This window comes from Streptomyces sp. NPDC102270 (genome assembly GCF_044766405.1).
Lineage (GTDB): Bacteria > Actinomycetota > Actinomycetes > Streptomycetales > Streptomycetaceae > Streptomyces.
Genome location: NZ_JBIWLX010000003.1, coordinates 125849 through 152461 on the forward strand (window position 1 = coordinate 125849; position 26613 = coordinate 152461).

Below are 26613 nucleotides of genomic sequence, written 5' to 3' on the forward strand. Positions count from 1 at the left end.
CGGTAGACGACACCGAGGGCCGTCGGGGAGGTGAGCGTGCTGAGCCCACGACTACACGGCTGCCCGAGGCCGTGTTCCGCGGGATAGGTAGGTTTGGGGCACCGTAAGAGGAGATGCATGATGCCCGAGCGCCGCAGAGTTCTGTTCGTGACCGACCTCGCCTACCAGGCCCGGGGGCGGCGCTACTGCGATGAGGACATCTTCCTGACCTCCCGACTGCGCGACGGCTTCGACATCGGCCTGTGCCACCCGTTGGATGCCGCCGCGCTGATGGACGCCTTCGACGGGGTCGTGGTCCGTAACAGCGGGCCCGTGCTGCACTACCAGAAGGAGTACGAGGCCTTCCGGGAGCAGGCCATGGCCCGTGACATCCGGGTCTACAACCCGCTGTCCGGCCGGGGCGACATGGCCGGCAAGCAGTACCTGCTGGACCTGACCGCCGCCGGATACCCGGTCATCCCCACCATCGACCGGCCCGAGGACCTGCACTTGCTGCCCGAGGTCGGCCGGTACGCGGTCAAGCCGAAAGCGGGCGCGGACTCCATCGGCCTGACCTTCGTGCCCCGAGAGCAGCTGAGCGACCTCGTCTACGGCGACATCCTGGTCCAGCCGCGCATCGACTTCCGCTACGAGGTGTCCTTCTACTACGTCGACGACACCTTCCAGTACGCCCTGCACGCCCCCGACCCCGAACGGCGCTGGGTCCTTGCGCCCTACGAGCCCACCGACGCCGACCTGGCCTTCGCCCGGTCCTTCATCGACTGGAACACCCTCGACCACGGCATCCAGCGCGTGGACGCCTGCCGCACCCAGGACGGCGAGCTGCTCCTCGTAGAGCTGGAGGACCTCAACCCGTACCTGTCCCTGGACCTGGTCTCCGACCGGACTCGTGACGCGTTCGTGGCGAGCATGACGGCATCCCTCCACCGGTTCCTGGACGCTCAGCCTCGTGTCTGAGGTGGCATACGAGCCCTCACGAGCGATCGCTCAGACTTCGATGGCACGCATTCGTTGTCACAGGACACCCTGACCGCCACGACCGATTCGCTCCGCAACAGGCCGGGGTCAGGCTGGAAGGCGTGACCAGCGCGCCGATCGTCGTGCACCGGCCGTCCATCTCGGGCGGCCGGAGGGGCACCGTGCACAGCGGCGGCCGGGACGAGATCCTCGACACCGCGTAAAGCGACCACGACCTGGACGTCTCCCTTGAAGCCGCCGACTCGCCGACCCCGAGGCCATCCTCGACGACCCGCAGCGGACGGAATGGGGGCGAGGCGGCCCCGCCCACGAATTCAGCGCCGCCTGACGTCCGGCGGCAGCAGCCGGACAGCGCACGTGCCGAGGTCGGTCATGGCGTGTGTGGACCGGTCGTAGGCGAAGGCATGCGAGTTGAAGTCGTCGCCGGCTCGTGTGGAGCTGCCGACAACCGTGTCACGGTCGAGGGCGAACCCCGAGCTGTAGGTGCCGCCGAGCGTGCCCAGGTCGATGGCGGTGTAGTGCCGTGAGGACGGCTTGGCGGTGTGGGCGAGCGCCGGGCCCGAGCCGAGTCCGAGCAGTGCGAGCGCGAGCGTCGCGACCGTGGCGCGGGCACCTAATCGTCTGTGTCTCATCATGGAGTTCCCCCCTGTGGACGGGTGTGCGAACTTGGCGTTGCTACCGGCCAGCCACTCCAGCCAACCGCCGCCCCAGGGAACGTACGGAAACACTCATCCGGGTGACGAACCCCCCGTGGACGCTGACCGCGCCGGCGCGCGCGCCGCCAACGCCTCGAGGAGCAGATCCACCGCCTCCTCGAACGAGCTGTCCGCCATCCCCGGCAGCTCGCGGCGTACCGCGGTGAGCGCCGGGTACGTCACCGGGTCCAGGTCCTGGTAGACCTCCCGCCACGCCCGCCGGTCGGCCTCGCGCTGCTGCCGGGGCAGTGCCTGGAACGCCGCGTCCGTGGCCGCGTGGCTGAGCACGGTGTCGATGAAGGCCAGGTACAGGCGGGCGGCGGCGGCCGGTGCGAAGCCCGCGGACAGCAGCAGGCCGATCCCCGTGTCCACCGCCCGGATCTCGCTGCTGCGCCGGGTCACCCGGTGTGCGGCCAGGGCGGCCGCCCGCGGATGGGCGAGGTATCCGGCACGGACCCGCAGGGCCATCTCGCGCAGCGAGGCCACCCAGTCGTCCCCGGGCACGAACCCCGCCATCGCATCGCCGATGATCCGGTCCGCGATGGCGAGCACCAGGTCGTCGGTGTCGTGGAAGTAGCGGTACAGGGCGGTCGGGTCGCAGCCCAGCGCCGCGCCGAGCCGGCGCACGCTCAGCGCCTCGGATCCGTGCTCGCCGATCAGCCGCAGCGCGGTCTCGACGATCAGTCCCTCGGACAGCAGGACTCCGGAGCGGGTGGGCCGCCGACGTCGGCGTTCCTCCGGGACGCGGCTGGACATGACCGGGATCCTCTCGCCGGGGCCCTCGGTGAACGACCCGGGTCCTCAGTGAACGACCCCCTGCCGCCTTACGTCAACAGGGTTGACCCAATGTGGACATCGGCTGTTCCATCACCTCACCGCGCGGCTCTTCCCCGCCTCCCGTCCCAGAGGAGCCCTCCATGTCGTCCAGACCGTCCCTCTCCTCCGCTCCGAGCCCGGATCTGCGCCGTTCCCTCGGCGTCGTCGACGGCGTGGCCATCGCCGCGTCCAGCACCGCGGCCACCACCAGCATCGCCATCGGCATGGGCACGATCGCGACCATCGTGGGCCTCCAGGCCCCGGCCCTGCTGCTCCTGGCCTTCCTGCCGGTCCTCGGCATCGCCACCGCCTACGCCCGCCTGAACCGCTCGGAGCCGAACTGCGGCAACGGCTACGTCTGGGTCGGCAAGTCCCTCGGCCCCTGGCCCGGCTTCCTGACCGGCTGGGTCACCCTGGTCGGCTCCGTCATCTTCTGCGCCTACACCAGCGCGATCATGGGCTCGGTCGTCCTGGCCTTCGTCAACAAGGCCGGAGTGCACAGCCTCGCCGGCATCGCCCTCGACCCGACGTCCACCGGTGTCACCACGGCGGTCGGACTGGTGATCCTCCTCGGCCTCACCGCGCTGGCCGTCACCGGGGTCCGGGCCGCAACCCGCTTCCAGTTCGCCCTCCTGGTCTTCGAGTACACGGTCCTGCTGGCCTTCTGCGGCTGGGCCCTGATCACCGGCGACCACGCGCTCTCGCTGTCCTGGTTCAACCCCTTCGAGATCTCCAGCGGCACCACCTTCGCCCAGGGCATGGTCCTCGCGGTGTTCTTCTTCTGGGGCTGGGACGCGGCCTTCAGCGTCAACGAGGAGACGAAGAGCCCCGGCGACGCGGCGCGCGGCGGCCTCATCGCCCTCTTCGCGATGCTCGGACTGTTCCTCTTCGCCTCGGTCGCCTTCCAGCGGGAGATGAGCCTGGCCGAACTCGTCCGCAACGGCCCCCAGGCACTGCCGTACCTCGGCGAGAAACTGGCCGCCGAACCCTGGGCCACCCTCCCCCTGGTCGCACTCATGTTCTCCGCGGTCGCCTCCGTGCAGGCCACCCTGATCCCCACGGCACGCGGCCTGTTCGCCATGAGCCGCGACCGCACGATGGGACCGGTGTGGACCCGCCTCCACCCGCGCTACGGCACCCCCGCCGCCGGCACGGTCGTCGTGATGGCCATCGCCGCGGTGGTCGCCGTGCTCGCCGTCGCGATCCCCAAGCTGAGCGACATGCTGCTGGCGGCCGTCAACGCCATCGGCCTGATCGTCGCCCTCTACTACGGCCTCACCGCGCTCGCCTGCGCCGTGCGCTTCCGCTCCGCGCGTCACGACGGGCCGCGGGAGGCGCTGCTCGCCATCGGTGTGCCCGCCGTGTCGGGCCTGATCCTGCTCGGCCTCGGCGGCTACCTCGGATACTCGTACCTGACCATGAGCGACCACTTCGAACTCAGCCCGGACAACGGCTGGTTCATGTTCTCGCTGCCCGCCGCGATCGTCCTCGCCGGCCTCGGCATGGCCGCCGTCGCCAAGTACGTGCGGCACTCGCCGTACTTCAGTACGGGGCGCGGCACCGACGCCGAGTCCCTGACCCTGCCGATGGACCGCACGGCGGTCTGACCCTTCCTGGAGTTCACCCCCATGTCACACACCGCGGACCTCGTCCTCACCGGCGGTCCCGTGCACACCGTCGATGCCGCCCGCAGCCGCGCCACCGCCGTGGCCGTGCGCGACGGGCGGATCGCCGCCGTGGGCCACGACGAGGTGCACGAGCTGATCGGCCCGCGCACCGAAGTCGTCGACCTGGCGGGGAAGCTGCTCCTGCCGGGCTTCCAGGACGCCCATGTCCACCCGCAGGGCGCGGGCCTCGAACTCGGCCTGTGCCACCTCGCCGACACCGTCGACCCGGCCGAGTACCTGCGCCGGATCAAGGCGTACGCCGACCGGCACCCGGACGTCGAGTGGATCACCGGCGGCGGCTGGTCCCTGGAGGCGTTTCCCGGCGGGGCGCCCACTGCCAGGGCCCTCGACGCGGTCGTCCCCGACCGGCCCGTCTTCCTGCCCAACCGTGACCACCACGGCGCCTGGGTCAACAGCCGCGCCCTGGAACGCGCGGGCATCGACGCCCGTACCCCGGACCCCGCCGACGGCCGGATCGAACGCGACGCCGACGGCAACCCCACCGGCATGCTCCAGGAGGGCGCCGTCCACCTGGTGGGAAGGCTCGTCCCGGAACCCTCCCCGGAGGAACAACTCACGGCCCTCCTGCGGGCGCAGGCCGTACTGCACTCGTACGGCGTCACCGCCTGGCAGGACGCCATCGTCGGCGCGTACGCCAACATGACCGACCCGGCGCCCTCCTACCTCGCGGCCCTCGACCGTGGCCTGCTCACCGCCCGGGTCGTCGGCGCTCTGTGGTGGGACCGCGAGCGGGGCGGCGAACAGATCCCCGAACTCGTCACCCGGCGCGAGGAGTTGAACCGGGGACGGTTCCGGGCCGGCACCGTGAAGGTCATGCAGGACGGCATCGCGGAGAACCACACCGCCGCGATGCTCGACCCCTATCTGACCGGCTGCGGCTGCGCCTCGGACAACAGCGGCATCAGCTTCGTCGAGCCGGGCGACCTGCGGAAATACGTCACCGAACTGGACGCGTCCGGCTTCCAGGTCCACTTCCACGCGCTCGGCGACCGCGCGGTGCGCGAGGCACTGGACGCCGTGGAGGCCGCCCGCACGGCCAACGGACGGCGCGACACCCGGCACCACCTGGCACACCTCCAGGTCGTGCACCCGCACGACATCCCCCGGTTCCGCTCCCTGGGCGCGAGCGCCAACCTCCAGATGCTGTGGGCCGCCCACGAACCCCAGATGGACGAACTGACCCTGCCCTTCCTCGGCGACGAACGCGGCGCACGGCAGTACCCCTTCGGGGACCTGCTGCGCGCCGGCACCACCCTGGCCGCCGGCAGCGACTGGCCCGTCAGCAGCCCCGACCCCTTCCAGGCCATCCATGTCGCCGTCAACCGGATCGCTCCCGACGCCCCCGAGGGCACCCCGCGGTTTCTCCCCGGGCAGCGCCTCGACCTTGGCGCCGCCGTCGCCGCGTACACGGCGGGCAGTGCCTATGTGAACCACCTCGACGACATCACCGGCACCATCGCCGTGGGGAAGTCGGCCGACCTGGTCGTCCTCGACCGCGACCCCTTCGCGGGGCCGCCCGAGGAGATCGCCGCCACGCGTGTCCTGCAGACGTTCGTCGACGGTCAGCGGGTGCACGCGGCGGGGGACGCCTGAGCCGCCCATCGGGTGACGCCGGTGATTTCGCCGCCCGGGGACGGGGCAGTAGGGATGCGGACGGGGGGAGTTGTGCACGCCGAAACCGTCCCTGCTGTCCTTCGAACCGAGGAACACCATGGCAACAGCCAGCTCCGACCGTGTCCGGGGAACCGCCCTGCTCGCCGACCCCCTGCTCAACAAGGGGACCGCCTTCAGTCCCGAGGAACGCGCCGACCTCGGCCTGGACGGGCTGCTGCCACCGGCGATGGAGACGCTTCAGGAGCAAGCGGACCGGGCGTACGAGGCGTTCCTCGGCTACGACAAGCCGCTGAACCGGCACATCTACCTGCGTCAGCTCCAGGACACCAACGAGGTGCTCTTCTACGGCCTGCTCACCCGGCACATGGAGGAGATGCTGCCGGTCGTCTACACCCCGACGGTCGGTGAGGCCTGCCGGCGCTTCAGCGAGATCTACCGCAGGCCGCGCGGTCTGTTCCTGACCTACGAGGACCGGCACCGGTTCCGGGAGATCCTGCGCAACCGGCCGGGCGGCGAGGTCGACGTCATCGTCGTCACCGACGGCCAGCGCATCCTGGGTCTCGGCGACCAGGGCGTCGGCGGCATGGGCATCCCGATCGGCAAGCTCAGCCTCTACACCGCCATCGGCGGCATCCACCCCGCCCGCACCCTGCCGATCCTCCTCGACGTCGGCACCGACAACGAGGAACTGCTCGCGGGCGAGCACTACCTCGGCCGCAGGCAGCACCGCGTCACCGGCGACGCCTACGACGAGATGATCGAGGCGTTCGTCTCCGCCGTGGAGGCCGAACTCCCCGGCACCCTGCTCCAGTGGGAGGACTTCGCCACCGCGCACGCCCGCCCCATCCTCACCCGGTATCAGGACCGGCTGCTCACCTTCAACGACGACATCCAGGGCACCGCGGCCGTGGCACTCGGCGCGCTGAGCACGGCCACGAAGGTCGCCGGAACGTCCCTGACCGACCACCGGATCGTGGTCCTGGGCGCCGGATCGGCGGCGATCGGGGTCGCCGACATGATCCGCACCGCACTGGTGGAGGAGGGCCTCTCCGAACAGGACGCGGCCGACCGGTTCTGGTTCGTCGACGTCGACGGCCTGCTGGTGAGCTCCCGCACCGACCTCACCCCCGAGCAGCGCGTCTACGCCCGCGACGACGAAGAGGTACGACAGTGGGGCGGGGACGCGCCCGACCTCGCCCGGGTCGTCGGCGAGGTGAAGCCGACGGTGCTGATCGGGCTGTCCACCGCGCACGGCGCCTTCACCGAGGAGATCGTGCGGACCATGGCCGCCTCCTGCGACCGGCCGGTGATCCTGCCCCTGTCCAACCCCACCTCGAACGCCGAGGCCGACCCCGCCGACCTCGCCCGCTGGACCGACGGCAGGGCCCTGATCGCCGCCGGATCGCCCTTCCCGCCGCTGAAGGTGGACGGCCGCGAGGTGCCGGTCGCGCAGGCCAACAACGTCTACGTCTTCCCCGCGGTCGGTCTGGCGGTCACCGCCTGCCGGGCCACCCGGGTCACCGACCGCATGATGGTGGCCGCGGCCCGGGCCGTGGGCGACTGCGCGGTACGGGCCGGCACCGACGGCGCCACCCCGCTGCTGCCCCCGCTGGGGAGCATGCGGGACGCGGCCCGTGAGATCGCGCTCGCCGTGGCCCAGGCCGCCGTCGAGGACGGCGTCGCCCCGGAGGCGACGGAGGCCGAACTGCGCGAAGCGATCGCGCAGGCCCAGTGGACACCGCGATACACGTCCTGAGACTCACCGGCTCACCCACAGGCCGGGCGTCGAGGCGTTCCGGACGGCCGGGCCGGAGCGCGGTGGCGCCGCGCACCGGCCCGAGGGCGCCGTACCCCTCCTGAGGCGAAGAGGCGGTCCTGCGCCTGTGGCAGTATCGGCGGTGGGCGTGGGCCGCCTGCTGGGGTCGAGCGCGGAGGACGAGTGACATGGACCGGCCGCCAGGCATGATGGACGTGGCCCGGGAGGCCGGCGTCTCGCACATCACCGTCTCCCGTGTCGTCAACGACCATCCGTCGGTCAGGCCGGAGACCCGGGCCCGGGTCGAGGCGGCGATCCAGAAGCTGGGATACCGCCGCAACAGCGTCGCCAGGGCCCTCAAGAGCCGGCGCTCCTCGACGATCGGCGTGGTGATCGTCGGGTCGGAGCTGTTCGAACTGCCCCGCATCCTCCTCGGCGTGGAGACGGCCGCCAAGCAGGCCGGTTACTGGGTGAGCCTGGCTAGCAGGCAGGGCGAGAGCACCACCGGTGACCTCATGGAGACCCTGCAACGGCTCACCGACCAGTCCGTGGAGGCGATCGCGGTCGTCGCGGACCGGCCCGACACGGTGGAGGCGCTGTCCGGGCTCGCCCTCGGGGTGCCGGTGGCGGTGGTGATGTCCGGCAACGTGCCCGACCCCGAGCTGAGCTTCGTCGAGGTCGACCAGGAACTCGGCGCCCGGCTCGCGGTCCGGCACCTCCTCGACCTCGGACACCGGGACATCGCCCACCTCACGGGTGCGCTGCGCACCTTCGACGCCCGGGCGCGGGTCGAGGGCTGGCGGACCGAACTCACCGCCGCCGCAGCCGAAGGGCCCCTGCTGGAGGGCGACTTCGGCGCGGAGAGCGGGTTCCGCCTGGCCCACGACCTCTGCGACGCCGACAGCGGCCTGCCCACCGCCGTCTTCGCGGGGAACGACCAGATGGCCATGGGTGTGCTGGCCGCCTTCGCCGAACGAGGTGTGAAGGTGCCGCACGACGTGTCGGTCGTCGGCTTCGACGACATGAAGGGCGCCGGGTACCTGGTACCCGCCCTGACCACGGTCCGCCAGGACTTCGCGCACCTCGGCCGGAGCGCCATCGAGCTGTTGGTGCGCAGGGTGGACGGGGAACCGGCGCACCGGCAGAAGATCACGCCGCGACTCGTCGTACGGCACAGCACGGCCGTACCCCGCGCGGATTCCTGAAGCGCGACTTCCGTTCGACCTTTCGCCGCCCTGCGCCACGGGCCTCACCCAGGGAGTACGACAGCACATGCGTTACCGCGAACTCGGCCGCACCGAACTGACCGTGTCGGAGATCGGCTACGGCGCCTGGGGACTGGGCCAGGGAGCCTGGGTCGGCTCGGACGACGACTCCGCCGTACGCGCCCTGCACCGCGCGCTCGACCTGGGCGTCACCTTCATCGACACCGCGCGGGGCTACGACCGCAGCGAGCGCGTCGTCGGCCGGGCGCTCAAGGAGTTTCCGGGCGGTGGCGACGGCGTCCATGTGGCGACGAAGGCCGGGCCGAGGGTGCACGTCTCCCTGGCGCCCAGCGGTCCTGACCCATGGAGGTGTTCCCCGGCTCCCATCTGCGCGAGAGCCTGGAGACCAGCCTGCGCGAACTCGGCCGCGACCACGTCGACCTCCTCCAGCTGCACACCTGGGAGGACGAGTGGACCGGCCGGGGCGACCTGTTGGAGACGGTGGACGCCCTCAAGCAGGAGGGCAAGATCAGGTTCTTCGGGATATCCGTCAAGGACCACCAGCCCAGGCCGTCCGAGACGTCGAGGTCGGTCAGGGACACCTGAGTCGGGCGGTCCACCACATGCCCGAGCGGCGTCCGGTTCACCAGATCGCGGCTGTGGAACACCGGGAGCCCGGGATAGTACGCGAACGGCGACGTGACCAGGTAGAAGTCCTCGCCTGCCCGGCAGACCGAGGGGTCCGGGTGGCTGCCGGCGAGAACGGGGTTGGAGAAGGTCGGCACGGGCGTACTCCGAGGCAGACGGGGTGGGAGCGGGAATGGACCGGGGCGGAGGTCTTGACAGCTTGTTAACGTTAACATCACCGTGGTTCCCGGGCACCGCCCCCATCCCCTGGCCCTCACCGGAAAGCGACCCGCATGTCGACAGCCCAGCCCCTGTCCTTCCCCGCGCACTTCCTCCTCGGTTCCGCGACCGCCGCCTACCAGATCGAGGGCGCAGCCGAGGAGGACGGGCGCGGTCCCTCCATCTGGGACACCTACTCCCACACGCCGGGCAAGACGTGGAACGGCGACACCGGTGACGTGGCCGCCGACCACTACCACCGCCTCGACGAGGACCTCGACCTCATGGCGTCCCTGGGCCTCAGGGCCTACCGGTTCTCCATCGCCTGGCCGCGCATCCAGCCCAACGGCCGGGGTCCGGCCAACCCCAAGGGGCTGGACTTCTACAGCCGGCTGGTCGACGGCCTGCTCCAGCGGGACATCGCCCCCGTCGCGACCCTGTACCACTGGGACCTGCCGCAGGCCCTCGAGGACGAGGGCGGCTGGACGAACCGCGAGACCGCCTTCGCCTTCGCCGAGTACGCCCGTGTCGTCGGCGAGGCCCTCGGCGACCGGGTCGCGATCTGGACCACGCTGAACGAGCCCTGGTGCTCCGCCTACCTCGGCTACGGCGCCGGAGCCCACGCCCCCGGCCGCAGCGACGGCGCCGCGGCGCTGACCGCGGTCCACCACCTCAACCTCGCCCACGGGCTGGCGGTTCAGCAGCTCAGGGAGGTCACCACCAACGACCCGCAGTACTCCGTCACCCTCAACTTCCATGTCCTGCGCGGCGAGGGGGACGGCGCCGAGGAGGCCGTACGCCGCATCGACGCGCTGGCCAACCGCGCCTTCACCGAACCACTGCTGCGCGGTCACTACCCGCGGGACCTCGTTCAGGACACCGCGGCCGTCACGGACTGGTCGTTCGTCGAAGACGGTGACCTCGCCCTGATCCGGCAGCCCCTGGACCTGCTCGGCGTCAACTACTACGCCACCACCCGGGTTCGCCTGTGGGACGGCACGACGGCACGTCAGAACAACGACGGCCACAAGGACATGGGCGGCTCGCCCTGGCCCGGCTCCCCGCAGGTCGAGTTCGTCGCGCAGGAGGGCCCGCACACCGCCATGGGCTGGAACATCGACCCCGACGGACTCGAAGAACTCCTCCTGGACCTGCACGCCCGCTTCCCGGACCTGCCGCTGGTCGTCACCGAGAACGGAGCGGCCTTCGAGGACCACCTCACCACCCGCCCCGACGGCAGCCGTGCCGTCCACGACCCCGAGCGCGTCGACTACCTCCACCGGCACTTCGCCGCCGCCCACCGGGCGCTCGCCGCCGGTGTCGATCTGCGCGGGTACTTCGTGTGGTCGCTGATGGACAACTTCGAGTGGGGATACGGCTATTCGAAGCGCTTCGGCATCGTCCACGTCGACTACGAGACCCAGCGCCGCACGCTGAAGGACAGCGCCCTGTGGTACCGGGAACTGGCGACGACGGGCATCATCCCGCCCCCCGGAACCACGGAGTAGCCCGGACGGGGCCGTCGGCCGGGTGGAGCGGGGACCGTTGACGGGTTGCCTGCGGGCGAGAGGGAGGGTGCAATGTCCGGCATGATCACCAAGACGCGTCCGGCGACACGGCCGGTCCGGATCGGCGCTCTCGTTCCCCTGACCCGGCCCGGGTGGGTCGAGGCAGGACGGCACCTGCTCGCCGGCCTGGAGCTGGCCGTCGGTGACGTCAACGGCGCCGGCGGGATCGGCGGAAGGCCGCTCGAGCTGCTGGTGAGGGACACCGCGGCTGATCCGCGGCGGGCCGCGGCGGCCGTGGACGAACTGGCTCGGCTGGGCGTGGCCGCCGTGGCGGGCGAGTACCACAGCGTCGTCGCCCGCGCCGCCGCCACCAGGGCCGACGCCCTCCGCCTGCCGTTCCTCTGCTCGTCGGCGGTTCTCGACACGCTGACCGAACAACCGACCGAATGGGTCGCGCGGCTCCCCCCGCCGCAGTCCCACGGCTGGCAGGTCTACGCGGACTTCCTCCTCGGAGCGGGTCACCGCCGGATCGCCGTGGCGACCGAACCGAGCGTCTACTGGGCGGCGGGGACCCGCATCCTGCGCGACCACCTCGCTCCACACGGCGGAACCGTCATCGAACTCGACGCCCGGGCACTCACCCCCGAGGACGTGTGCGACCGGCTCGTGGACCGGTGGGCGACGGCCCTCCTGCTCCTGGCGGGTTTCCCCGAGCCGGCCGTGTCGATCGTCGGATCCGTCCGCCGTGACCAGCGCCTCGCCAAGTGCATGATCGGCGCTCCGGCCGGGCAACCCGAGTTCGCCGAATGGGCGACCCTGCTGGGCGACGACGGCGCCGGAATCCCGTTCCTGCGCTATCTGCCCGAGCACCTCGGCCCACTCGGTACGCGGGTGGAGACCGCCCTTCGCGAGCGGCTGGGCGCGGCGCCCTCCTTCGTGGGCTTCGAGGGCTACGACACGATCGCCGTCCTCGCCGACATGCTCCGCTCGCACGGGACGGACCGGGCGGACATCGCCGCGGCCTGGCCGCGCGTGGCGGTCGAAGGCACCCGCGGGCCGATCCGGTTCTCCCGCGTGCCCGGCGTCAGCGTCTGGCAGTGGGACCGGACACCGGTCCGGATCGTCGATCGGGATCCGTCGGAACCCGGCCGCTTCCGGATCAGGCACACCGGCTGAGGCCGGGGTGTCGGCCGGTCAGGCGGGCTGCCACAGCTCGATGCGGTTACCCTCCGGGTCGGTGACCCAGCCGAATCGGCCGACGCCCTCCATGTCCTGGGTCTCCTCGGCCACGTCCGCTCCGGCGGCGCGCAGTTGCGCGAGCATGGCATCCAGGTCGCGGACCCGGAAGTTGAGCATGGTCTGCTGCGCGTGGGACCCGAAGTAGGCGGTCCCGGACTCGAACGTCGCGAACACCGTGGGCCCGGCCTCCTGCCGCCACAGTCCGTTCTCGTCGGCCTCCAGGCCCAGGCAGTCGCGGTACCACGCGCTCAGGGCCACGGGGTCGTCCGACCTGAGGAAGTATCCGCCGATTCCCAGCACACGTTCCATGCCGGCCATCCTGCCAGGAGCGCGTGCCGTCTGCCTCGGGGGACTCAGGGCAGCAGTGGCAGGGAGTCCCGGGCCGCGTGGCTGAGAATGCGCAGGTCCTCCGCGAAGCGTTCCCGGTGGGCGGCGGGCAGGGGCTCCAGCAAATACCGCTTGATGTTCTCCACGTGCAGCCGGGAAGCGCGTACGGCCGTCTCCTCACCCAGGGGCGTCAGATGGACCAGGCGTCCGCGCCGGTCGTCCGGATCCGTGACGCGCCGCACCAGCCCGGCCGCCTCCATCCGGTCCACCAGCCGCGTCGCCCCGCCCGTGCTGAGCACCTGCTCCTGGCCGATCGCCCGCATCGACAGTCCCGGCTCGCCCGCCCGGCCCAGGATCAGCAGCACCTCGTACATCAGGTGGCTGATCCCGCACTCCTCCTCTATCCGCCGGCCCAGGATGTACTCGAGCCGGTTCGCGGCGCCCTGCAGCCGCCCGAACGCCAGGACCAGCGCGTCGTCGGCCGCCTCCTTGGCAGTCGTGATCTCCCTCTGAGCGTCCTGCTCGCCCACGGCACCTCCGTATGTTCCTGCTGGGGGAACCTATCGCGCTCGATCACCGTCCCGGTGCCGGACGTCTACCTGTCGTTCCAGGCCTCGTAACCGCGGGCGGTGGCCTCGGGGAAGCCGGGGTCCGTGAAGGTCGCCAGCGCCATGGTGTCGATGTCGGACTCCGCCGGCGTTCCTCGGTAGGTGATCGTGTCCGGGAGCATCGCCAGTGCCGTCGTGCCCTGGCCCTCCTCGGAGGGGCGGAGCTGGACGCGGATGCCGTGCCGGTCCGCGAGCCGGCCCACCACGTACAGGCCCATACGCTGGGAGATCGCCGCGTCCACGGTCGGCGGGTCGGCCAGGGTGTGGTTGATGTCGGCCAGCTCCTCCGGCGGCAGCCCGATGCCCCGGTCATGGATCTCGACCATGATCCGGCCGTCGGGCAGCCGCGCCGCGGTGACCCGGACCCGGGACTGCGGCGAGGAGAACGTCGTCGCGTTCTCCACGAGTTCGGCCAGCATGTGCACCAGGTCGGTCACGGCACGGCCGTGGATCTCGGCCTCCGGGACCCCCGCCAGCTCGACCCGCTCGTACTGCTCGACCTCCGAGGCCGCGGCGCGGATCACGTCGACCAGGGGCAGCGGCTGGTCCCACTGCTGGGCGGGGGTCTCACCGCCGAGCACCAGGAGGTTCTCGCCGTTGCGACGCACGCGGGTGGCGAGGTGGTCCATCTTGAAGAGGTTCTCCAGCTGGTCGGGGTCCGCCTCCTTGCCCTCCAGACTGGTGATCAGGGCGAGTTGACGCTCGATCAGCGACTGGTTGCGGCGCGCCAGGTTGCTGAAGATCGTGTTGATGTTGGCGCGCAGCAGGGCCTGTTCGGCGGCGAGCCGGACGGCCTCGCGGTGCACGTGGTCGAAGGCGCGGGCGACCTCGCCGATCTCGTCCGTGGTGGTGATCGGTATCGGCACCACCTGGGCGTCGACCCGGCCGGGGATGGCCCGGGTGAGCTGGGTGAGCAGGGCGGGGAGCCGCTGCCCGGCGATCTCGTGGGCCGAGGCGCTCAGCCGGCGCATGCTGGTGCTCATCGTCCGGGCCACCCAGGCGGCCAGCAGGAAGGCGACGAGGACCGCGGTCAGCACCAGCACGGCGTTGATGACGGCGTCGTTGCGGGCGTTGTCGGCGATGCTGTGGGCGTCCGCCAGCGCGCTGTCGGTGAGGTACACCTCGACACCGCGGTACGCGTCGAAGCTGAGGGTGGAGGCGGCGAAGAACGCCTCGGGCGTGATGCCCTCGGCGGCGAGCTGCTGCGCCGACTTGCCCGAGGCGATCCCGGCGGCCATCTTCGCCAGGCCCGGCGCGGCCACGAAGGTCTTCCCCGCCGCCTCGGCCTGCGTCTGCGCCTGCTCGGCCTGCGCCTTGCCCCGCTTCTCCGCGTCGGACAGCGCCTTGCGCAGCCGGGTCATGTCGTCGGCGGTGCCGGCGCCGGCGTACTCCTGGAGCGCGACCTGTTCGAGATAGACGTAGGAACTGAACGAGCCGAGCTGGGCCTGCAGTTCGCCCGGGGTGAGCTTGGCGCGGTCCTCGACGAGGAGGTGGGTGCCGATCGCCCGGATCAGGGACTCGGCGGCCTGGGTGAGGGACGCGGCGTAGAGGGTGCGGCCGAAGCTCGCCTGGTTGCTGCTGCCGAAGCCGAGCTCGTTGGAGAGTTCCATCAGCGGGTGCTGGACGGCGTGGTAGCTCTCCTCGGTCTGCACGCCGGTCAGCCGGGAGGTGAAGGCGTTCGCGCGCACGGACGTGAGCTGCTTCTCGCCGGTGCGCACGAGTTCGACCCGGCGCAGCAGTCCGGCGGTCCGCGGCATCCGCTCCACCGCCTCGTTGAACCTCTCGGCGTCGGCGTCGGTGATCGCGCGGGCCTTGGCGACCACGGTCGACGTCTTGTCACCCTTGACCAGGGGGATCACCGACACATCGCGTTCGTCGATGGCGTCGCTGGCGTACTTGTTGGCCGCCTGGACCAGTTCCGCCACGCGGACCGCGTCGTCGGCGTCCTGCCAGGTGTCGATGGAGCGCTTGACCCGTATACCGCCGAGGACAAGGGCCACGATGACCGGGATGAGGAGGATGGCCTGGAGTTTTCTGGCCACGCGCCAGTTGCGGGTTCCCCAGCCCCGGCGGGTGGCGGTCGGTGCGTTCGACAAGATGGCCTCACGGTTCTGGTTCGCCTCGCGTCCTGCACTCCTAAGAACGTGGCGCACAGGGGTGGGTGTTCAGATCAGCCCCACATGTTCGGATCCGCCCGCCGAGCGAACCGGCGAAGGCGAGCGGTGTGACGGCCAGTGTCACAGATTCCGGCGCCGGCCAGTCCTGCGCATAGGCCGCCCACCTCGCCGACCTGCGAATCCACACCGGTGTCCACGGGCTCCGGCAGCCAGGCTCGGCCTCGGACACGCTGTGAAGAGGAATTCCCGTGCCGGGCACGGCAGTTGCTTCAGGTATGACCCTTGGACTGGCTCTTCCTCTCCATCATCGGATCGACCCCACGGTGCAGCTCGCGCGGGAGGCCCACGAGGCCGGACTGCGTTCCGTGTGGTTCGGGCAGACCTTCGGATACGACTCTCCCTCGCTGGCCGCCATCGTCGGCCGCGAGGTGCCCGGACTCCAGGTCGGCACCTCCGCGATCCCCGTCTTCGGCCGCCATCCCCTGCTCGTCGCCAGTCAGGCGCTCACGGCCCAGGCCGCCACCGGCGGCCGCTACCACCTCGGGCTCGCGCTCGGCACCAAGCACTTCACCGAGACCGGGTTCGGCATCCCGTACGAGCGCCCCATCGCCCGGCTCCGGGAGTTCCTCACCGCCCTGCGCCTGCTCGTGGAGACCGGCAGCGCCGACTTCCACGGCGAGCTGCTGACCGCCACGACCCCGCTGCCGGCCACGGTGCCCGGTGCCGAACCGCCGGTCCCGATCCTGGTCGCCGCCATGGCACCGCAGGCCCTGCGTGCCTCCGGTGAACTCGCCGACGGCATCCTGCCGTTGCTCGCGGGCCCGCGCGCCCTCGCCGAGCACATCGTCCCGGCCGTCACCGCCGCGGCCGAGTCGGCGGGCCGCCCGGCACCGCGGATCGTGGCCTTCGTGCCGGGCGTCGTAACCGCCGACGTCGAGGCCGTTCGGCGGACGGCAACCGAGACGCTCGCGTTCTACGAACAGTTCCCCTCCTACCAGCGCGTCCTCGGCCTTTCCGGCGCCACCCGGGCCGCGGACCTGGCCGTCATCGGCGACGAGGAGACCGTCGCCGCCGAAGTGCGCCGCTACCGTGACGCCGGGGCCACGGAGGTGGTGTTCACCTCGACGGACCTGGGCGGCGACGAGGACCAGCGCCGCACCTGGAAGCTGCTGGGGGAACTGGCCGACGGCTGAGCGGCCTCAGGGACGCAGGGAGCGGCGGACCGTCAGGACGGCCACGTCGTCGTGCGGGCCGCCGCGGCCGGCGAACGCGCGGGCGTCGTCGTGCAGGGCCTGCGGCAGCTCGGTGGGGGAGAGGCCGACGTACTTCGTCAGGCGCTCGTCGACCGGGTAGAAGGCGCCGTCCGCCGAGCGGGTCTCCGTCAGGCCGTCGGTGCTCAGCAGCAGCGTCGCGCCCTCGGGGAAGTCGAACCAGCCCACGGTCGTGGGCTCGTGGGCGAGTTCGGCCAGGCCCAGCGGGACCCCGGGCTCGAGTTCGGGAGTGCGCACGGACCCCTCGTGGAGCACATGCGGCAGCACGTGTCCGCAGTTCACGGCCTGCACCTCGGTGTCCGCGTCGACGCAGACGATGAGCGCGGTGACGAAGCGTTCGTCGTCGCCGGTGTGCATGGCGTAGGAGTTGTGCCGTACGACGGCGGCGTCCAGGGCGTCCACGAGCGCGGTGAGGGTGGGCTCGCGGTAGGCCGCCTCCCGGAAGGCGCCGATGACGGCGAACGCGGAGCCCACGGCGGCCAGCCCCTTGCCCTGGACGTCCCCGATCAGCACCCGGGTGCCGAAGGGCGAGTCGACGACGTCGTAGATGTCCCCGCCGACGAGGCGTTCCTCCTGGAGTGGCTCGTACACGCCGTTGACCAGCACGTCGTCGGTCAGCAGGGGGAGGGGATGCAGGATGTGCCGCTGCATGGCCGCGGCGGTGGAACGCAGCCGCAGCATCGCGTGCTCGCGTTTGATCCGGCGGTGGCACCCGTAGACGGAGGTCGCCGCCAGGACCAGGGTGAACAGGACCAGCAGCAACCGGTCGAACCAGTGGCCCGCGTTGCGGTCCCGCAGCAGCACGCTGGCCGTGACGACGAGCGTGGTCCACACGGCGACGAACGCCGTCTGCCGCACCGTGCCCAGCGCCGAGGCGGCACCCGGGAGGAACACCAGGAGCCCCAGAAGCCACACCTCGGACCCGGACAGCGCGCCGAGGAACTCGACCAGGCCAGACCGGGCCCCGGACGCGTCGGTGCTCCGCCAGGGACTGGACGACGTGGGCGAGTTCGGTGACGTTCCCGGGCCACGGATGCTGTTCGAGCGCGCTCAGGGCATCCAGGGTCCAGGTCAGCGGAGGAGCTCCCGGTGCCGGGCGCGGCGCGAGGGCCGACAGCAACTCCCTGATGTCCTCGGTGCGTTCCCGCAGCGGCGGCAGGACGCCGACGGCGTGACCGTCACCGTGCGGGACCGGCTGCGCGGGGACACGTACGAGATCCGCGCCAAGTACCTGATCGGCGCGGACGGCGGCCGCTCCAAGGTCGCCGAGGACGTGGGGCTCCCGATGGGCGGCAGGATGGGCGTGGCCGGCAGCATCAACATCGTCTTCGAGGCGGACCTGACCCGGTACACCGCCCACCGGCCCGCCACCCTCTACTGGGTGCTCGCCCCCGGTGCCACCGTCGGCGGCCATCGGCGCGGGCCTGGTGCGCTGCGTACGGCCGTGGAACGAGTGGATGATCGTGTGGGGGTACGACGTCACGGCGGGCGCCCCCGACCTGACCACGGAGTACGCCGAGTCCGTGGTCCGCCGGCTGGTGGGCGACGACGAGATCCCCGTGACGATCACGTCGTCCTCGGCCTGGACCGTCAACGAGATGTACGCCGAGACCTACTCTCGCGGCCGGGTCTTCTGCGCAGGAGACGCCACCCACCGGCACCCGCCGTCCAACGGCCTCGGCTCCAACACCTCCATCCAGGACTCCTGCAACCTCGCCTGGAAGCTGAAACTCGTCCTCGACGGCACCGCCGCCCCGAAGCTCCTCGACACCTACACCGCCGAACGCGCCCCGATCGGCAAGCAGGTCGTCACCCGGGCCAACCGGTCCATCGGCGAGACCGCCCCGATCTTCGAGGCCCTCGACGGACTCTCCCCGCAGACCCCCGAGCAACTGTGGGCCAACATCGCCGCCCGCAAGGACGCCACCGAGGCCGCCGCGAAGCAGCGGGCCCGGCTGCGCGAGGCCATCGCCTTCAAGATGTACGAGTTCAACGCGCACGGCGTCGACCTCAACCAGCGCTACGCCTCGGACGCCATCGTCCCCGACGGCACCCCCGCGGAGACCTTCGCCCGCGACCCCGAGCTCCACCACCAGCCCACCTCCCGCCCCGGCGCCCGCGTCCCGCACGCCTGGATCACCTCCGGCACCGGCACCCTCTCCACCCTCGACACCGTCGGAAAGGGCCGCTTCACCCTGCTCACCGGCATCGGCGGCGAGAGCTGGCTCCGGGCCGCCGAGGCACAGGACATCGAGATCGCCACCGTGGTCGTCGGTCCCGGGCAGCAGTACGAGGACCCGTACGGCGACTGGGCACGTCTGAGCGAGATCTCCGACGCCGGCGCCCTGCTCGTACGGCCGGACGGCTTCGTGGCCTTCCGGCACGCGACCGCGGCACCGGACGCCGAAGCGCTGCTCACGGACGCGCTGCGGCGGATCCTCGGTCACGCCTGAGAACGCGCGACCATGGCAGAAGCGGAACGCCGTCGAGAACGAGGAGCCGGGATGACCACCGACGCGATCGGAAGCAGCGTCACCCAGGGGGCCCTCGCCAGCCTCCACGCGACCACCGATCCACGCCTGCGCGAACTGCTCACCGGTCTGATCGGTCATCTGCACGACTTCGTGCGCGAGACCCGTCTCACCCAGCAGGAGTGGGAGAAGACGATCGCCTTCCTCACGGCGACCGGGCAGAAGTGCACCGACACCCGCCAGGAGTTCATCCTCCTCTCGGACGTCCTCGGCGTCTCCATGCTGGTCGAGACACTCAACGGCGACCGCGTACAGGGCGCCACCGAGTCCACCGTGCTCGGCCCCTTCCACATGACCGAGTCGCCCGTGCGGGAACTCGGCGACGACATCGATCTGGTGGGCGGCGCCGAGCCGTGCGTGGTCAGCGGCCGGGTGCTGTCGGCGGACGGCACCCCGCTGCCCGGCGCCGCCCTCGACGTCTGGCAGGCCGACGACCGGGGCTTCTACGACGTCCAGCAGCCCGACGTGCAGCCCGCGGGCAACGGACGCGGACTGTTCACCACCGACGCCGAGGGCCGCTTCTGGTTCCGCACCTGCGTCCCGGCGCCGTACCCGATCCCCACCGACGGCCCGGTCGGGGACCTGCTCCGCGCGACCGGCCGGCACCCCTACCGGCCCGCGCACATCCACTTCATCGCCGCCGCCGAGGGCCATACCCCCGTCACCACCCACATCTTCGTCGCGGGCAGCGACTACCTCGACTCCGACGCCGTCTTCGCCGTGAAACAGAGTCTGGTGCAGGACTTCGCGACGACCGACGATACGTCCCTGGCCTCGGAGTTCGGCATCCCGAACCCGTTCCGGCACGCCCGCTTCGACCTCGTACTGGAGCCGAACGCATGACGTCCCCGGGCGACTTCACCTACGAGAGCCGGCCCGGGCGGGTCGTCTTCCGGCCCGGGGCGGCCGTGACCGCGACCCCTGCGGAGGCCGAGCAGCTGGGCCTGCGGCGGCTGTTGGTGGTGTGCGGCAGCCGGGGCGAGGCCGTCGCGCGGGCCGTGGCGGACGCCCTCGGCGACTCCTGCGCGGGGCTGCACGCCGAGGCCCGTATGCACGTCCCCGTCGAGGACGCCGACCGGGCCGTGGCGGTGGCACGGGCGGCCGGGGCCGACGGTGTCGTCGCGGTCGGCGGCGGCTCGTCCATCGGCCTCGGCAAGGCGATCGCCCTGCGCACCGGACTGCCGCTGATCGCCGTGCCGTCGACCTACTCGGGCTCCGAGATGACCCCCGTCTGGGGCCTGACCGAGGGCGGAGCCAAGCGCACCGGCCGCGACCCGAGCGTCCAGCCCCGCAGTGTCGTCTACGACCCCGAGCTGACCCTCTCCCTGCCGGTGCCGCTGACCGTGACCAGCGGCGTCAACGCCCTCGCGCACGCGGTCGAGGCGCTCTACGCTCCGGACACCTCGCCGTTGATCGCCCTGATGGCCCAGGACGGCGTACGGGCGATGGCCGAGGCGCTGCCGGCGCTCGCCGCGAACCCGCAGGACCTGGACGCACGGAGCCGGGCCCTGTACGGCGCGTGGCTGTGCGGCACCTGCCTCGGGGCCACGACGATGGGCCTGCACCACAAGCTCTGCCACGTCCTGGGCGGCACCTTCGGCCTGCCGCACGCCGAGACGCACACGGTCGTCCTGCCGTACGCGCTCGCGTACAACGCCCCCGCCGCCCCCGATGCGTTGATCGCACTGGGCCGGGCACTCGACGCCGATAACCCGCCAGGAGCCCTGTGGGACCTGGCCGGACGCCTGGGCGCCCCACGCTCCCTCGCCGAACTCGGTCTCAAGGAGACCGACCTGGCTCAGGCGGCCGCACAGGTGGCGGGGCAGCCGTACGCCAACCCGCGTCCCGTGACCGCGGACGGCGTGCGGGAGGTACTCCAGGCGGCCTACGAGGGCCGTCGACCGTGAGTCCCGCAGCACAACAGCAAGTCCCCTAGGAAAGGTGAACATCATGGCCCTCGCACTCCTCAGGCGCCGGCGGTCCAAGGCTGCCCTTGCCGAGGCGGCGGGCCTCTCCGTCCCCCTCCCCGAAGGCGCCGGCGCCGTGGCCCGTGAGGTCGTCGACCCAATGGGCTCGCCCATGGCGGGCGCCGACGTCACCGTCACCGCCCTGGACACGCACCGGGTCGCCGCGCGCGGCACAACCGATCCCTACGGCTACTTCGTCGCCGTACTGCCGCCCGGCCGCTACAGCCTGATGGTCGCGGCCGAGGGACTCCATCCGCACCGCGAGACGGTCGAGGTGGGGCCGTACGGCGTGACACCCACCGAACGGGTCTGGCTCCAGCCGGCCCAGGCGCTCCAACTGCCCACGCCCGGTGTCTGGTTGTTCGACCCGCCGCACACCGCGATCCGCTTCATCGCCAAGCACGTCGGCATGGCCCATGTGCACGGCCGCTTCGAGCGTTTCGAGGGCGGCATCCAGGTCGCGCAGGACATGTCCCAGTCCCGGGTCCAGGTCCGCATCGACGCCTCCAGCATCACGACGGGCAACACCACCCGCGACAACCACCTGCGCTCCGGTGACTTCCTCGACGTGGAACGCTTCCCCCACATCGACTTCGTCAGCAGCCGCTTCGCCTACCGGGGCGGCAGCAGGTGGACGCTCCAGGGCTCCCTGACCATGCACGGCGTGAGCCGCTCGGTCGCCCTCGACACGACCTACCTGGGCACGGTCAACGGCGGCTACGGCGAGGAACTGCGCTGCGCGGCCCTTGCGACGGCGGAGCTGCACCGCGAGGACTACACCCTCAACTGGCGGTCCATGCTGGCCCGGGGCATCGCGGTCGTCGGCCCCACGGTCCAGCTGGAACTGGACGTCCAGGCGATGTACCGCACCCACGACACGCCGACCCCGCCGGAGTAGCCGCGAGCGGCCGGCCGGGCATTGTCGGACCCGGCCGGTACCGTCGGCCCATGAGAGCAGACGGAACATTCAGCGTGAAGGCGTTCGTCCCGACCGAGCTGAAGCCCGAGCCGGCCGTGGCCACCGGGCTCCCGGTCGGTGTCGCGACGCTGGAGAAGCACTTCGAGGGCGAGGTCGCAGGCCGCTCGGCGACCCTGTTCACCGCCGCGTACGACCAGGAGTCCGGCGTCGGCACCTATGTGGCCATGGAGTCCTTCGAGGGCTCGGTGCACGACCGGTCCGGCGCCTTCAACTTCGCGCACTCGGCGACCACCTCCGGAAGCGACCGCACCGCGGAGTTCTTCACGATCGTCCCCTCCAGCGGCACCGGGGAGCTGACGGGGATCTCCGGCACCGGGGGCCTCGCGGTCGACGCCGACGGCACCCACCGGATCTGGCTCGACTACGAACTCGGCTGACGCCCCGCCTCCGAGAACTTCACGGAAAGCACACAGGACCCCACCGTAACTTTATGTTTCAAGCGTTACGCTCACCGGCATCCGAGTGCCCGGGGGAGCGGCTCGTCCGTCATGGCGCTCCCTCCCCCCACGGCTCAGGAGAACGGCGTGAGTGACGGCGACGTAGTGGTGATCGGCGGCGGCTATGCGGGCGTCCGACTGGCGAAACGGCTGGACACGACAGCCCGGGTCACGCTGGTGGACCGCAAGGAGGTCTTCTTCCACCGCATCTCCTCCCTGCGGGCAGGAGTGCGCAAGGAGTGGAGCGCGACCCCCTTCATCCCGTACGACCGGCTGCTGCGCCACGGCCAGGTCGTCGTGGGCAAGGTGGTCCGCATCGACACCACCGAGCGGCAAGTGGTGCTGGCCAACGGCACGCGGCTGCCCTACGACGTGGTGGTGATCGCGACCGGCGCCGACTACCCGGAACCGGCCCGCTTCGCCGGGACCACCACCGAGGAGGCGATGAAGTCCTTCGCCGAGCACCAGCAGAAGATCGCCTTCGCCGAGCACGTCCTCGTCGTCGGCGGCGGGCCCTCCGGCGTCGAACTCGCCGCCGAGATCCGGCTGGCCCGACCGGACGCCCGGGTCACACTCGCGCACTCCGGACCCGCACTGCTGAGCAACACGGGCAGCGAACGGGCCGGCCGCAAGGCGCGCGCCTGGCTGGAATCCCACGACGTGGAGGTACGGCTCGACTCCTTCATGTCCCCGGGCAGCGACTTCGGCACCTACCGCGACGCCCGCGGTGACATCATCACCGCGGACCTCTCCTTCTGGGCCACCGGCACCACCCCCAACACGCTCTGGCTGCGCCTGGGCGGCCACGGAGACTGGCTGACCCCCTCCGGGCATGTGAAGGTCGACCGGTCACTGCGGGCCGAGGGGCAGCTGGACGTCTTCGCTGTGGGCGACGTCAACGACGCCACCGAGCTCAAGATCACCCCGGCGGCGCTCGCCCAGGCCGACCTCGCCGCCTGGAACATCCGTGCCCACCTGCACAGTTCGGGCCGGCACCGCAAGGAGCCCCGCTTCTACCGGCCCTTCCACCGCACCCCGCTGATCGTGCCCTTCGGCCCGGCCGACGGGGTGACCATGCTGCCCGTGCCGGGCGGTGAGACGGCGGTGCTCGGCAGCCGCACCAGCACCCTGGCCAAGGCGAAGACCCTCATGACGCCCTACATGCGACGCCAACTCGGCTATACGGCGGCCTGATCGACGACGGTCGCCTCGGGCCAGGTGCGCCTCGGCGGGTGCTGAACCGGAAGAGCGGGGTCGCCCGGCGCGGGAGCCCCAGTGGTCATGGCTCCCCGCGGCCGGGACGCTTCACCGCGCGCTGCCGGTCCGGGACCGGCGGCACGGAGTGGGCGTCGCGGACATGGCCGCCGGAGAGGTCCGTCGGGCGGGCCTCTTCACGCGTGCAGTACGTGCTGTGTGGGCCGGACCAGGCCCGACTCGTAGGCGAATACCACGGCCTGGACCCGGCCGCGGGCGCCGATCTTGGTGAGGATGTTGCTGACGTGCGACTTCACTGTGGTGGGGGCGATGGAGAGCCGGTCGGCGATCTCGGCGTTGGAGTCCCCGGAGGCCACCGCGGTGAGCACATCGCGTTCGCGTCCGGTGAGGGTGTCCAGCCGGTTGCCCGGGACGGAGTCCTCGACGGCGCTCCGGCTGCGGACGGCGTCGATGAGCGCGCGGGTCAGTCCGGGGGAGACGACGACGTCACCGGCGGCCACCACCCGGACGGCCGCGACCAGTTCGTCCGCGGTGGCGTCCTCCGGAAGATGTCCGGCCGCTCCGGCGCGCAGGGCGCCGTAGGGGTAGGTGTCGTCGCCGGTGGTGAGCAGCAGGACGTGCGGGGCGTGCCCGTCCGGCGCGTGGGCGAGACGGCGGACGGTCTCGACGGTGTCCGCGCCGGTGCTGCGGCCGTCCAGCAGGACGACGTCCGGCCGGAGCAGCGCACTCAGCCGGACCGCCTCCGGCCCGCGCGCCGCCTCGCCGACGACGGTCAGGTCCGACTGGGAGTCGAGGAGCATGCGGAGGCCGGCCCGCTGAAGGGACTGGCCGGTGGCGATGAGGACGCTGGTCATGGCGTGCTCCATCCTCGTCCAGCGGCTACCTGCTGAACGAAACGGTTTCGTTCTCGTGGGGATCAGCGTAACTCCCGGGCAATCGATACGGGAGCGTATCGATTGTGGGGTGGCTCACATCCCGGCTGCGTTTTCCGGTCGCGGTCAGGGGCAACCCAGGGCGGCCCGGCGGCGACCCTCACAGTGAATCCCGGCCCCCACGAAGGGAGTTCACTCCATGCGCACCCGCATCGCGCGTCTCGTCACCCTCCTCGCCGCCCTGCTCGCGGTACTCGCCACCCCCGCTGTCACGGCGCCCCCCGCCCAGGCGGCGGACAACTGGAACCCGCCCGCAGGTCTCGTGCAACCGCTGGGCGAGGTGTGGAACCACGTCGAGTCGACCTACTCCGACCTCTACGGCTTCCGCAACTACGGCTGGGACCAGGTCATGGCCAACAGGGGAAGCGTCAACTACTGCGTCCGGTGGGAGTCCGACGCCCCGGTCAGCGTCGCCCTCCGCGACCAGGTCCACGCCGCGTTGAAGAAGCAGTTCGGCAAGTGGATGGCGGCCATGCTCGACAACGGCACCGGCACCAACGCCTGGCCGTACACCACCGTGCCCGTCAACATCGTCGGCTGGGCGGTGAAGAACCGCTCGACCCTGCAGTGGACCGACAACTCGGTCGACATCTACGCCGGAAACCTCGACGACGGCGGCGCCCCGCAGTGCGCCCCCGACTGCGGCCGCTTCTTCCACCAGGACGGCAACTACGCGAAGTGCCCCGGCGGCGCGGCCCGTCACTACGACCAGTCGCTCTGGCTCACCAAGGGCTTCCAGGGCGGCGCGGGCGGGGACTGGGGCCAGCGTGTCGGCCAGGAGTACTTCACCGGGGCCCTCGCCCAGGAGGACATCCACATCTACCTCCACGAGGTCGGCCACACCTTCGGCCTCGACGACTTTTACGACTGGACCCCGACCGGCCAGTGCTGCTTCCTGATGAACGCGGGCAGCGCGACCCGGATCACCGACTTCGACAAGTGGATGCTGCGCGACTTCTGGCGCCACCTGAAGAGCCGGTACGGCTACTGAGGGCACGGGGCGGTCGGCGGGGAAGGAGAAGCTCCGCTAGCCGCTCTCCACCAGGTTCTGTGTGCCGAGCACCGAGATCAGCCGTAGCTTCTCGGCGGCCTCGGTGCCCGGCTCGGCCGAGTACACGAGGATGTGGAGGTCGTTCTCCTCCACCCGGAGCAGGTCGCAGTCGAGCGTGAGCGTGCCGACCTGTGGATGCTCGATCGTCTTGTGCGAGGCGGCGAGACGGCCCACCACCCCCGCGTCCCACAGCTCGGCGAACCTCTCGCTCCTCGTACGCAACTCAGCGATGAGGGTGGTGAGTTGACGGTCCGCGGGATAGCGGGCGGCGGTCGCGCGCAGTTCGGCGACCATGCCCGCCTCGAAGTCACGCCGTTCCTCCGGGGTGTGCCGTACCCGGGTCGGCATGCCGGTGAAGTTGCGCCACACGCCGTTGCGTTCGAAACCGCGCAGGACGGACGGATCGCCCATCAGGGCCGCGTACATCGGATTGGCCATCAGGAACGTCATGGCTGCGTCGGAGACGGCGACGGGAGTGTCCACCAGCCGGTCGAGGAGGCGCTGCACGCTGGGCGTGATGAAAGCGGGCACGACCTCAGGGCCCGGCGGCACCAGTCCCGCGAGACCGAAGAGGTACGTCCGCTCGTCCCCCGAGAGCCGCAGCGCCCGGGCCAACGCCTCGACCACCTGCACCGACGGGTTGGCTGCCCGCCCCTGTTCGAGACGCGTGACGTAGTCGACCGAGATGCCGGCCAGCAGGGCCAGCTCCTCGCGCCGCAGCCCGGCCGCCCGCCGATGGCCTCCCAGGGGGAGACCGGCCGCGTCCGGCGGGACCCGGTCGCGCCAACGCCGCAGCGCCTGTCCCAGTTCTGTTGCCGCCATGCTCCTCAGTG

23 protein-coding genes and 4 pseudogenes are annotated in these 26613 nt (G+C 71.4%); 17 read left to right on the top strand and 10 right to left on the bottom strand.

What is annotated here, in order from left to right:
- Positions 1-120: 120 nt before the first annotated feature.
- Positions 121-957 carry a hypothetical protein gene (locus tag ACIRP7_RS05940; RefSeq protein ID WP_403655120.1) on the top strand — a complete coding sequence of 279 codons (837 nt, stop codon included), beginning with the start codon at positions 121-123 and terminating at the stop codon, positions 955-957.
- A 335-nt stretch (positions 958-1292) separates the two neighbouring features.
- On the opposite strand, the gene ACIRP7_RS05945 is transcribed toward ACIRP7_RS05940, so the two are convergent.
- Both ACIRP7_RS05945 and ACIRP7_RS05950 read right to left on the bottom strand, forming a co-directional pair.
- On the bottom strand, positions 1293-1613 hold the full coding sequence (locus ACIRP7_RS05945; protein WP_352384618.1) for a hypothetical protein: 321 nt from the start codon (positions 1611-1613) through the stop codon (positions 1293-1295).
- A 93-nt stretch (positions 1614-1706) separates the two neighbouring features.
- Complete coding sequence (locus ACIRP7_RS05950) at positions 1707-2429, bottom strand: TetR/AcrR family transcriptional regulator (RefSeq protein ID WP_403654493.1); 723 nt, start codon at positions 2427-2429, stop codon at positions 1707-1709.
- Between the two features lie 161 nt (positions 2430-2590).
- Here ACIRP7_RS05950 and ACIRP7_RS05955 point away from each other — a divergent pair, with 161 nt between their 5' ends.
- The 6 genes and pseudogenes from ACIRP7_RS05955 (at position 2591) to ACIRP7_RS05980 (ending at position 9358) form a co-directional block, all read left to right on the top strand.
- Entirely contained in the window at positions 2591-4096 is a 1506-nt protein-coding gene (locus ACIRP7_RS05955; RefSeq protein ID WP_403654495.1) for an APC family permease, read from the top strand.
- 21 nt (positions 4097-4117) lie between these two features.
- Positions 4118-5770, top strand: coding sequence for an amidohydrolase (locus ACIRP7_RS05960; RefSeq protein WP_403654497.1), 1653 nt, complete (start codon positions 4118-4120; stop codon positions 5768-5770).
- A 118-nt stretch (positions 5771-5888) separates the two neighbouring features.
- On the top strand, positions 5889-7547 hold the full coding sequence (locus tag ACIRP7_RS05965) for an NAD-dependent malic enzyme (RefSeq protein ID WP_403654499.1): 1659 nt from the start codon (positions 5889-5891) through the stop codon (positions 7545-7547).
- 188 nt (positions 7548-7735) lie between these two features.
- Positions 7736-8752: a LacI family DNA-binding transcriptional regulator gene (locus ACIRP7_RS05970; protein ID WP_403654501.1), complete on the top strand. Its 1017-nt coding sequence runs from the start codon at positions 7736-7738 to the stop codon at positions 8750-8752.
- A gap of 67 nt (positions 8753-8819) precedes the next feature.
- A pseudogene (locus ACIRP7_RS05975) lies at positions 8820-9014 on the top strand (aldo/keto reductase); the annotation flags it as partial.
- A 101-nt stretch (positions 9015-9115) separates the two neighbouring features.
- A complete protein-coding gene (locus tag ACIRP7_RS05980) occupies positions 9116-9358 on the top strand; it encodes an aldo/keto reductase (RefSeq protein WP_403654503.1) in 243 nt (80 codons plus the stop codon).
- 32 nt (positions 9359-9390) lie between these two features.
- Here the strand turns inward: ACIRP7_RS05980 and ACIRP7_RS05985 are convergent.
- Positions 9391-9615: pseudogene (locus ACIRP7_RS05985) on the bottom strand (family 43 glycosylhydrolase); the annotation flags it as partial.
- A gap of 57 nt (positions 9616-9672) precedes the next feature.
- Here ACIRP7_RS05985 and ACIRP7_RS05990 point away from each other — a divergent pair.
- Complete coding sequence (locus ACIRP7_RS05990; RefSeq protein ID WP_403654505.1) at positions 9673-11106, top strand: GH1 family beta-glucosidase; 1434 nt, start codon at positions 9673-9675, stop codon at positions 11104-11106.
- A gap of 81 nt (positions 11107-11187) precedes the next feature.
- The gene (locus ACIRP7_RS05995) at positions 11188-12282 is read left to right on the top strand and encodes an ABC transporter substrate-binding protein (protein WP_403655122.1); all 1095 of its coding nucleotides are present in this window, start codon (positions 11188-11190) and stop codon (positions 12280-12282) included.
- An 18-nt stretch (positions 12283-12300) separates the two neighbouring features.
- On the opposite strand, the gene ACIRP7_RS06000 is transcribed toward ACIRP7_RS05995, so the two are convergent.
- The 3 genes from ACIRP7_RS06000 to ACIRP7_RS06010 all read right to left on the bottom strand — a co-directional run bounded on the left by ACIRP7_RS06000 (position 12301) and on the right by ACIRP7_RS06010 (position 15376).
- On the bottom strand, positions 12301-12654 hold the full coding sequence (locus ACIRP7_RS06000; RefSeq protein WP_403654507.1) for a VOC family protein: 354 nt from the start codon (positions 12652-12654) through the stop codon (positions 12301-12303).
- A gap of 44 nt (positions 12655-12698) precedes the next feature.
- Positions 12699-13202 carry a MarR family winged helix-turn-helix transcriptional regulator gene (locus ACIRP7_RS06005; RefSeq protein WP_403654509.1) on the bottom strand — a complete coding sequence of 168 codons (504 nt, stop codon included), beginning with the start codon at positions 13200-13202 and terminating at the stop codon, positions 12699-12701.
- A gap of 65 nt (positions 13203-13267) precedes the next feature.
- A complete protein-coding gene (locus ACIRP7_RS06010) occupies positions 13268-15376 on the bottom strand; it encodes a nitrate- and nitrite sensing domain-containing protein (protein WP_403654511.1) in 2109 nt (702 codons plus the stop codon).
- A gap of 296 nt (positions 15377-15672) precedes the next feature.
- Here ACIRP7_RS06010 and ACIRP7_RS06015 point away from each other — a divergent pair, with 296 nt between their 5' ends.
- The gene (locus tag ACIRP7_RS06015; protein ID WP_403654513.1) at positions 15673-16590 is read left to right on the top strand and encodes an LLM class F420-dependent oxidoreductase; all 918 of its coding nucleotides are present in this window, start codon (positions 15673-15675) and stop codon (positions 16588-16590) included.
- Positions 16591-16596: 6 nt separating this feature from the next.
- Here ACIRP7_RS06015 and ACIRP7_RS06020 read toward each other — a convergent pair whose 3' ends face one another.
- Positions 16597-17703 (bottom strand): PP2C family protein-serine/threonine phosphatase, encoded by a 1107-nt coding sequence (locus tag ACIRP7_RS06020; protein ID WP_403655124.1) that lies wholly within the window; start codon positions 17701-17703, stop codon positions 16597-16599.
- Positions 17606-17827: pseudogene (locus ACIRP7_RS06025) on the bottom strand (regulator); the annotation flags it as partial. The gene ACIRP7_RS06020 and the pseudogene ACIRP7_RS06025, both read right to left, overlap by 98 nt.
- Here ACIRP7_RS06025 and ACIRP7_RS06030 point away from each other — a divergent pair.
- From ACIRP7_RS06030 to ACIRP7_RS06055, 6 genes and pseudogenes are all read left to right on the top strand, one after another.
- A pseudogene (locus tag ACIRP7_RS06030) lies at positions 17825-19121 on the top strand (FAD-dependent monooxygenase); the annotation flags it as partial. The pseudogenes ACIRP7_RS06025 and ACIRP7_RS06030 sit on opposite strands and share 3 nt — an antisense overlap.
- Positions 19122-19172: 51 nt before the next feature.
- Positions 19173-20042: an intradiol ring-cleavage dioxygenase gene (locus tag ACIRP7_RS06035; protein ID WP_403654515.1), complete on the top strand. Its 870-nt coding sequence runs from the start codon at positions 19173-19175 to the stop codon at positions 20040-20042.
- Entirely contained in the window at positions 20039-21106 is a 1068-nt protein-coding gene (locus ACIRP7_RS06040) for a maleylacetate reductase (protein WP_403654517.1), read from the top strand. Before ACIRP7_RS06035 ends, ACIRP7_RS06040 begins: the two co-directional genes overlap by 4 nt.
- A 43-nt stretch (positions 21107-21149) precedes the next feature.
- Positions 21150-22064, top strand: a complete 915-nt coding sequence (locus ACIRP7_RS06045) for a YceI family protein (protein ID WP_403654519.1) — start codon at positions 21150-21152, stop codon at positions 22062-22064.
- Positions 22065-22114: 50 nt separating this feature from the next.
- Positions 22115-22522 carry a DUF3224 domain-containing protein gene (locus ACIRP7_RS06050; protein ID WP_403654521.1) on the top strand — a complete coding sequence of 136 codons (408 nt, stop codon included), beginning with the start codon at positions 22115-22117 and terminating at the stop codon, positions 22520-22522.
- Positions 22523-22669: 147 nt separating this feature from the next.
- A complete protein-coding gene (locus tag ACIRP7_RS06055; protein ID WP_403654523.1) occupies positions 22670-23776 on the top strand; it encodes an NAD(P)/FAD-dependent oxidoreductase in 1107 nt (368 codons plus the stop codon).
- Between the two features lie 197 nt (positions 23777-23973).
- On the opposite strand, the gene ACIRP7_RS06060 is transcribed toward ACIRP7_RS06055, so the two are convergent.
- Positions 23974-24651 carry a LuxR C-terminal-related transcriptional regulator gene (locus tag ACIRP7_RS06060; RefSeq protein WP_403654525.1) on the bottom strand — a complete coding sequence of 226 codons (678 nt, stop codon included), beginning with the start codon at positions 24649-24651 and terminating at the stop codon, positions 23974-23976.
- 217 nt (positions 24652-24868) lie between these two features.
- Between ACIRP7_RS06060 and ACIRP7_RS06065 the strand changes: the two genes are divergently transcribed.
- Entirely contained in the window at positions 24869-25720 is an 852-nt protein-coding gene (locus tag ACIRP7_RS06065; RefSeq protein WP_403654527.1) for a hypothetical protein, read from the top strand.
- A gap of 36 nt (positions 25721-25756) precedes the next feature.
- On the opposite strand, the gene ACIRP7_RS06070 is transcribed toward ACIRP7_RS06065, so the two are convergent.
- The gene (locus tag ACIRP7_RS06070) at positions 25757-26602 is read right to left on the bottom strand and encodes a helix-turn-helix transcriptional regulator (protein WP_403654529.1); all 846 of its coding nucleotides are present in this window, start codon (positions 26600-26602) and stop codon (positions 25757-25759) included.
- Positions 26603-26613 lie beyond the last annotated feature (11 nt).

What these genes read in the sequence shown, in the direction of transcription:
- ACIRP7_RS05940 (WP_403655120.1), top strand. Translation starts at nt 121, where the DNA reads ATGCCCGAGCGCCGCAGAGTTCTGTTCGTGACCGACCTCGCCTACCAG.
- ACIRP7_RS05945 (WP_352384618.1), bottom strand. Translation starts at nt 1,613, where the DNA reads ATGATGAGACACAGACGATTAGGTGCCCGCGCCACGGTCGCGACGCTC.
- ACIRP7_RS05950 (WP_403654493.1), bottom strand. Translation starts at nt 2,429, where the DNA reads ATGTCCAGCCGCGTCCCGGAGGAACGCCGACGTCGGCGGCCCACCCGC.
- ACIRP7_RS05955 (WP_403654495.1), top strand. Translation starts at nt 2,591, where the DNA reads ATGTCGTCCAGACCGTCCCTCTCCTCCGCTCCGAGCCCGGATCTGCGC.
- ACIRP7_RS05960 (WP_403654497.1), top strand. Translation starts at nt 4,118, where the DNA reads ATGTCACACACCGCGGACCTCGTCCTCACCGGCGGTCCCGTGCACACC.
- ACIRP7_RS05965 (WP_403654499.1), top strand. Translation starts at nt 5,889, where the DNA reads ATGGCAACAGCCAGCTCCGACCGTGTCCGGGGAACCGCCCTGCTCGCC.
- ACIRP7_RS05970 (WP_403654501.1), top strand. Translation starts at nt 7,736, where the DNA reads ATGGACCGGCCGCCAGGCATGATGGACGTGGCCCGGGAGGCCGGCGTC.
- ACIRP7_RS05980 (WP_403654503.1), top strand. Translation starts at nt 9,116, where the DNA reads ATGGAGGTGTTCCCCGGCTCCCATCTGCGCGAGAGCCTGGAGACCAGC.
- ACIRP7_RS05990 (WP_403654505.1), top strand. Translation starts at nt 9,673, where the DNA reads ATGTCGACAGCCCAGCCCCTGTCCTTCCCCGCGCACTTCCTCCTCGGT.
- ACIRP7_RS05995 (WP_403655122.1), top strand. Translation starts at nt 11,188, where the DNA reads ATGATCACCAAGACGCGTCCGGCGACACGGCCGGTCCGGATCGGCGCT.
- ACIRP7_RS06000 (WP_403654507.1), bottom strand. Translation starts at nt 12,654, where the DNA reads ATGGAACGTGTGCTGGGAATCGGCGGATACTTCCTCAGGTCGGACGAC.
- ACIRP7_RS06015 (WP_403654513.1), top strand. Translation starts at nt 15,673, where the DNA reads ATGACCCTTGGACTGGCTCTTCCTCTCCATCATCGGATCGACCCCACG.
- ACIRP7_RS06035 (WP_403654515.1), top strand. Translation starts at nt 19,173, where the DNA reads ATGACCACCGACGCGATCGGAAGCAGCGTCACCCAGGGGGCCCTCGCC.
- ACIRP7_RS06040 (WP_403654517.1), top strand. Translation starts at nt 20,039, where the DNA reads ATGACGTCCCCGGGCGACTTCACCTACGAGAGCCGGCCCGGGCGGGTC.
- ACIRP7_RS06045 (WP_403654519.1), top strand. Translation starts at nt 21,150, where the DNA reads ATGGCCCTCGCACTCCTCAGGCGCCGGCGGTCCAAGGCTGCCCTTGCC.
- ACIRP7_RS06050 (WP_403654521.1), top strand. Translation starts at nt 22,115, where the DNA reads ATGAGAGCAGACGGAACATTCAGCGTGAAGGCGTTCGTCCCGACCGAG.
- ACIRP7_RS06060 (WP_403654525.1), bottom strand. Translation starts at nt 24,651, where the DNA reads ATGACCAGCGTCCTCATCGCCACCGGCCAGTCCCTTCAGCGGGCCGGC.
- ACIRP7_RS06065 (WP_403654527.1), top strand. Translation starts at nt 24,869, where the DNA reads ATGCGCACCCGCATCGCGCGTCTCGTCACCCTCCTCGCCGCCCTGCTC.
- ACIRP7_RS06070 (WP_403654529.1), bottom strand. Translation starts at nt 26,602, where the DNA reads ATGGCGGCAACAGAACTGGGACAGGCGCTGCGGCGTTGGCGCGACCGG.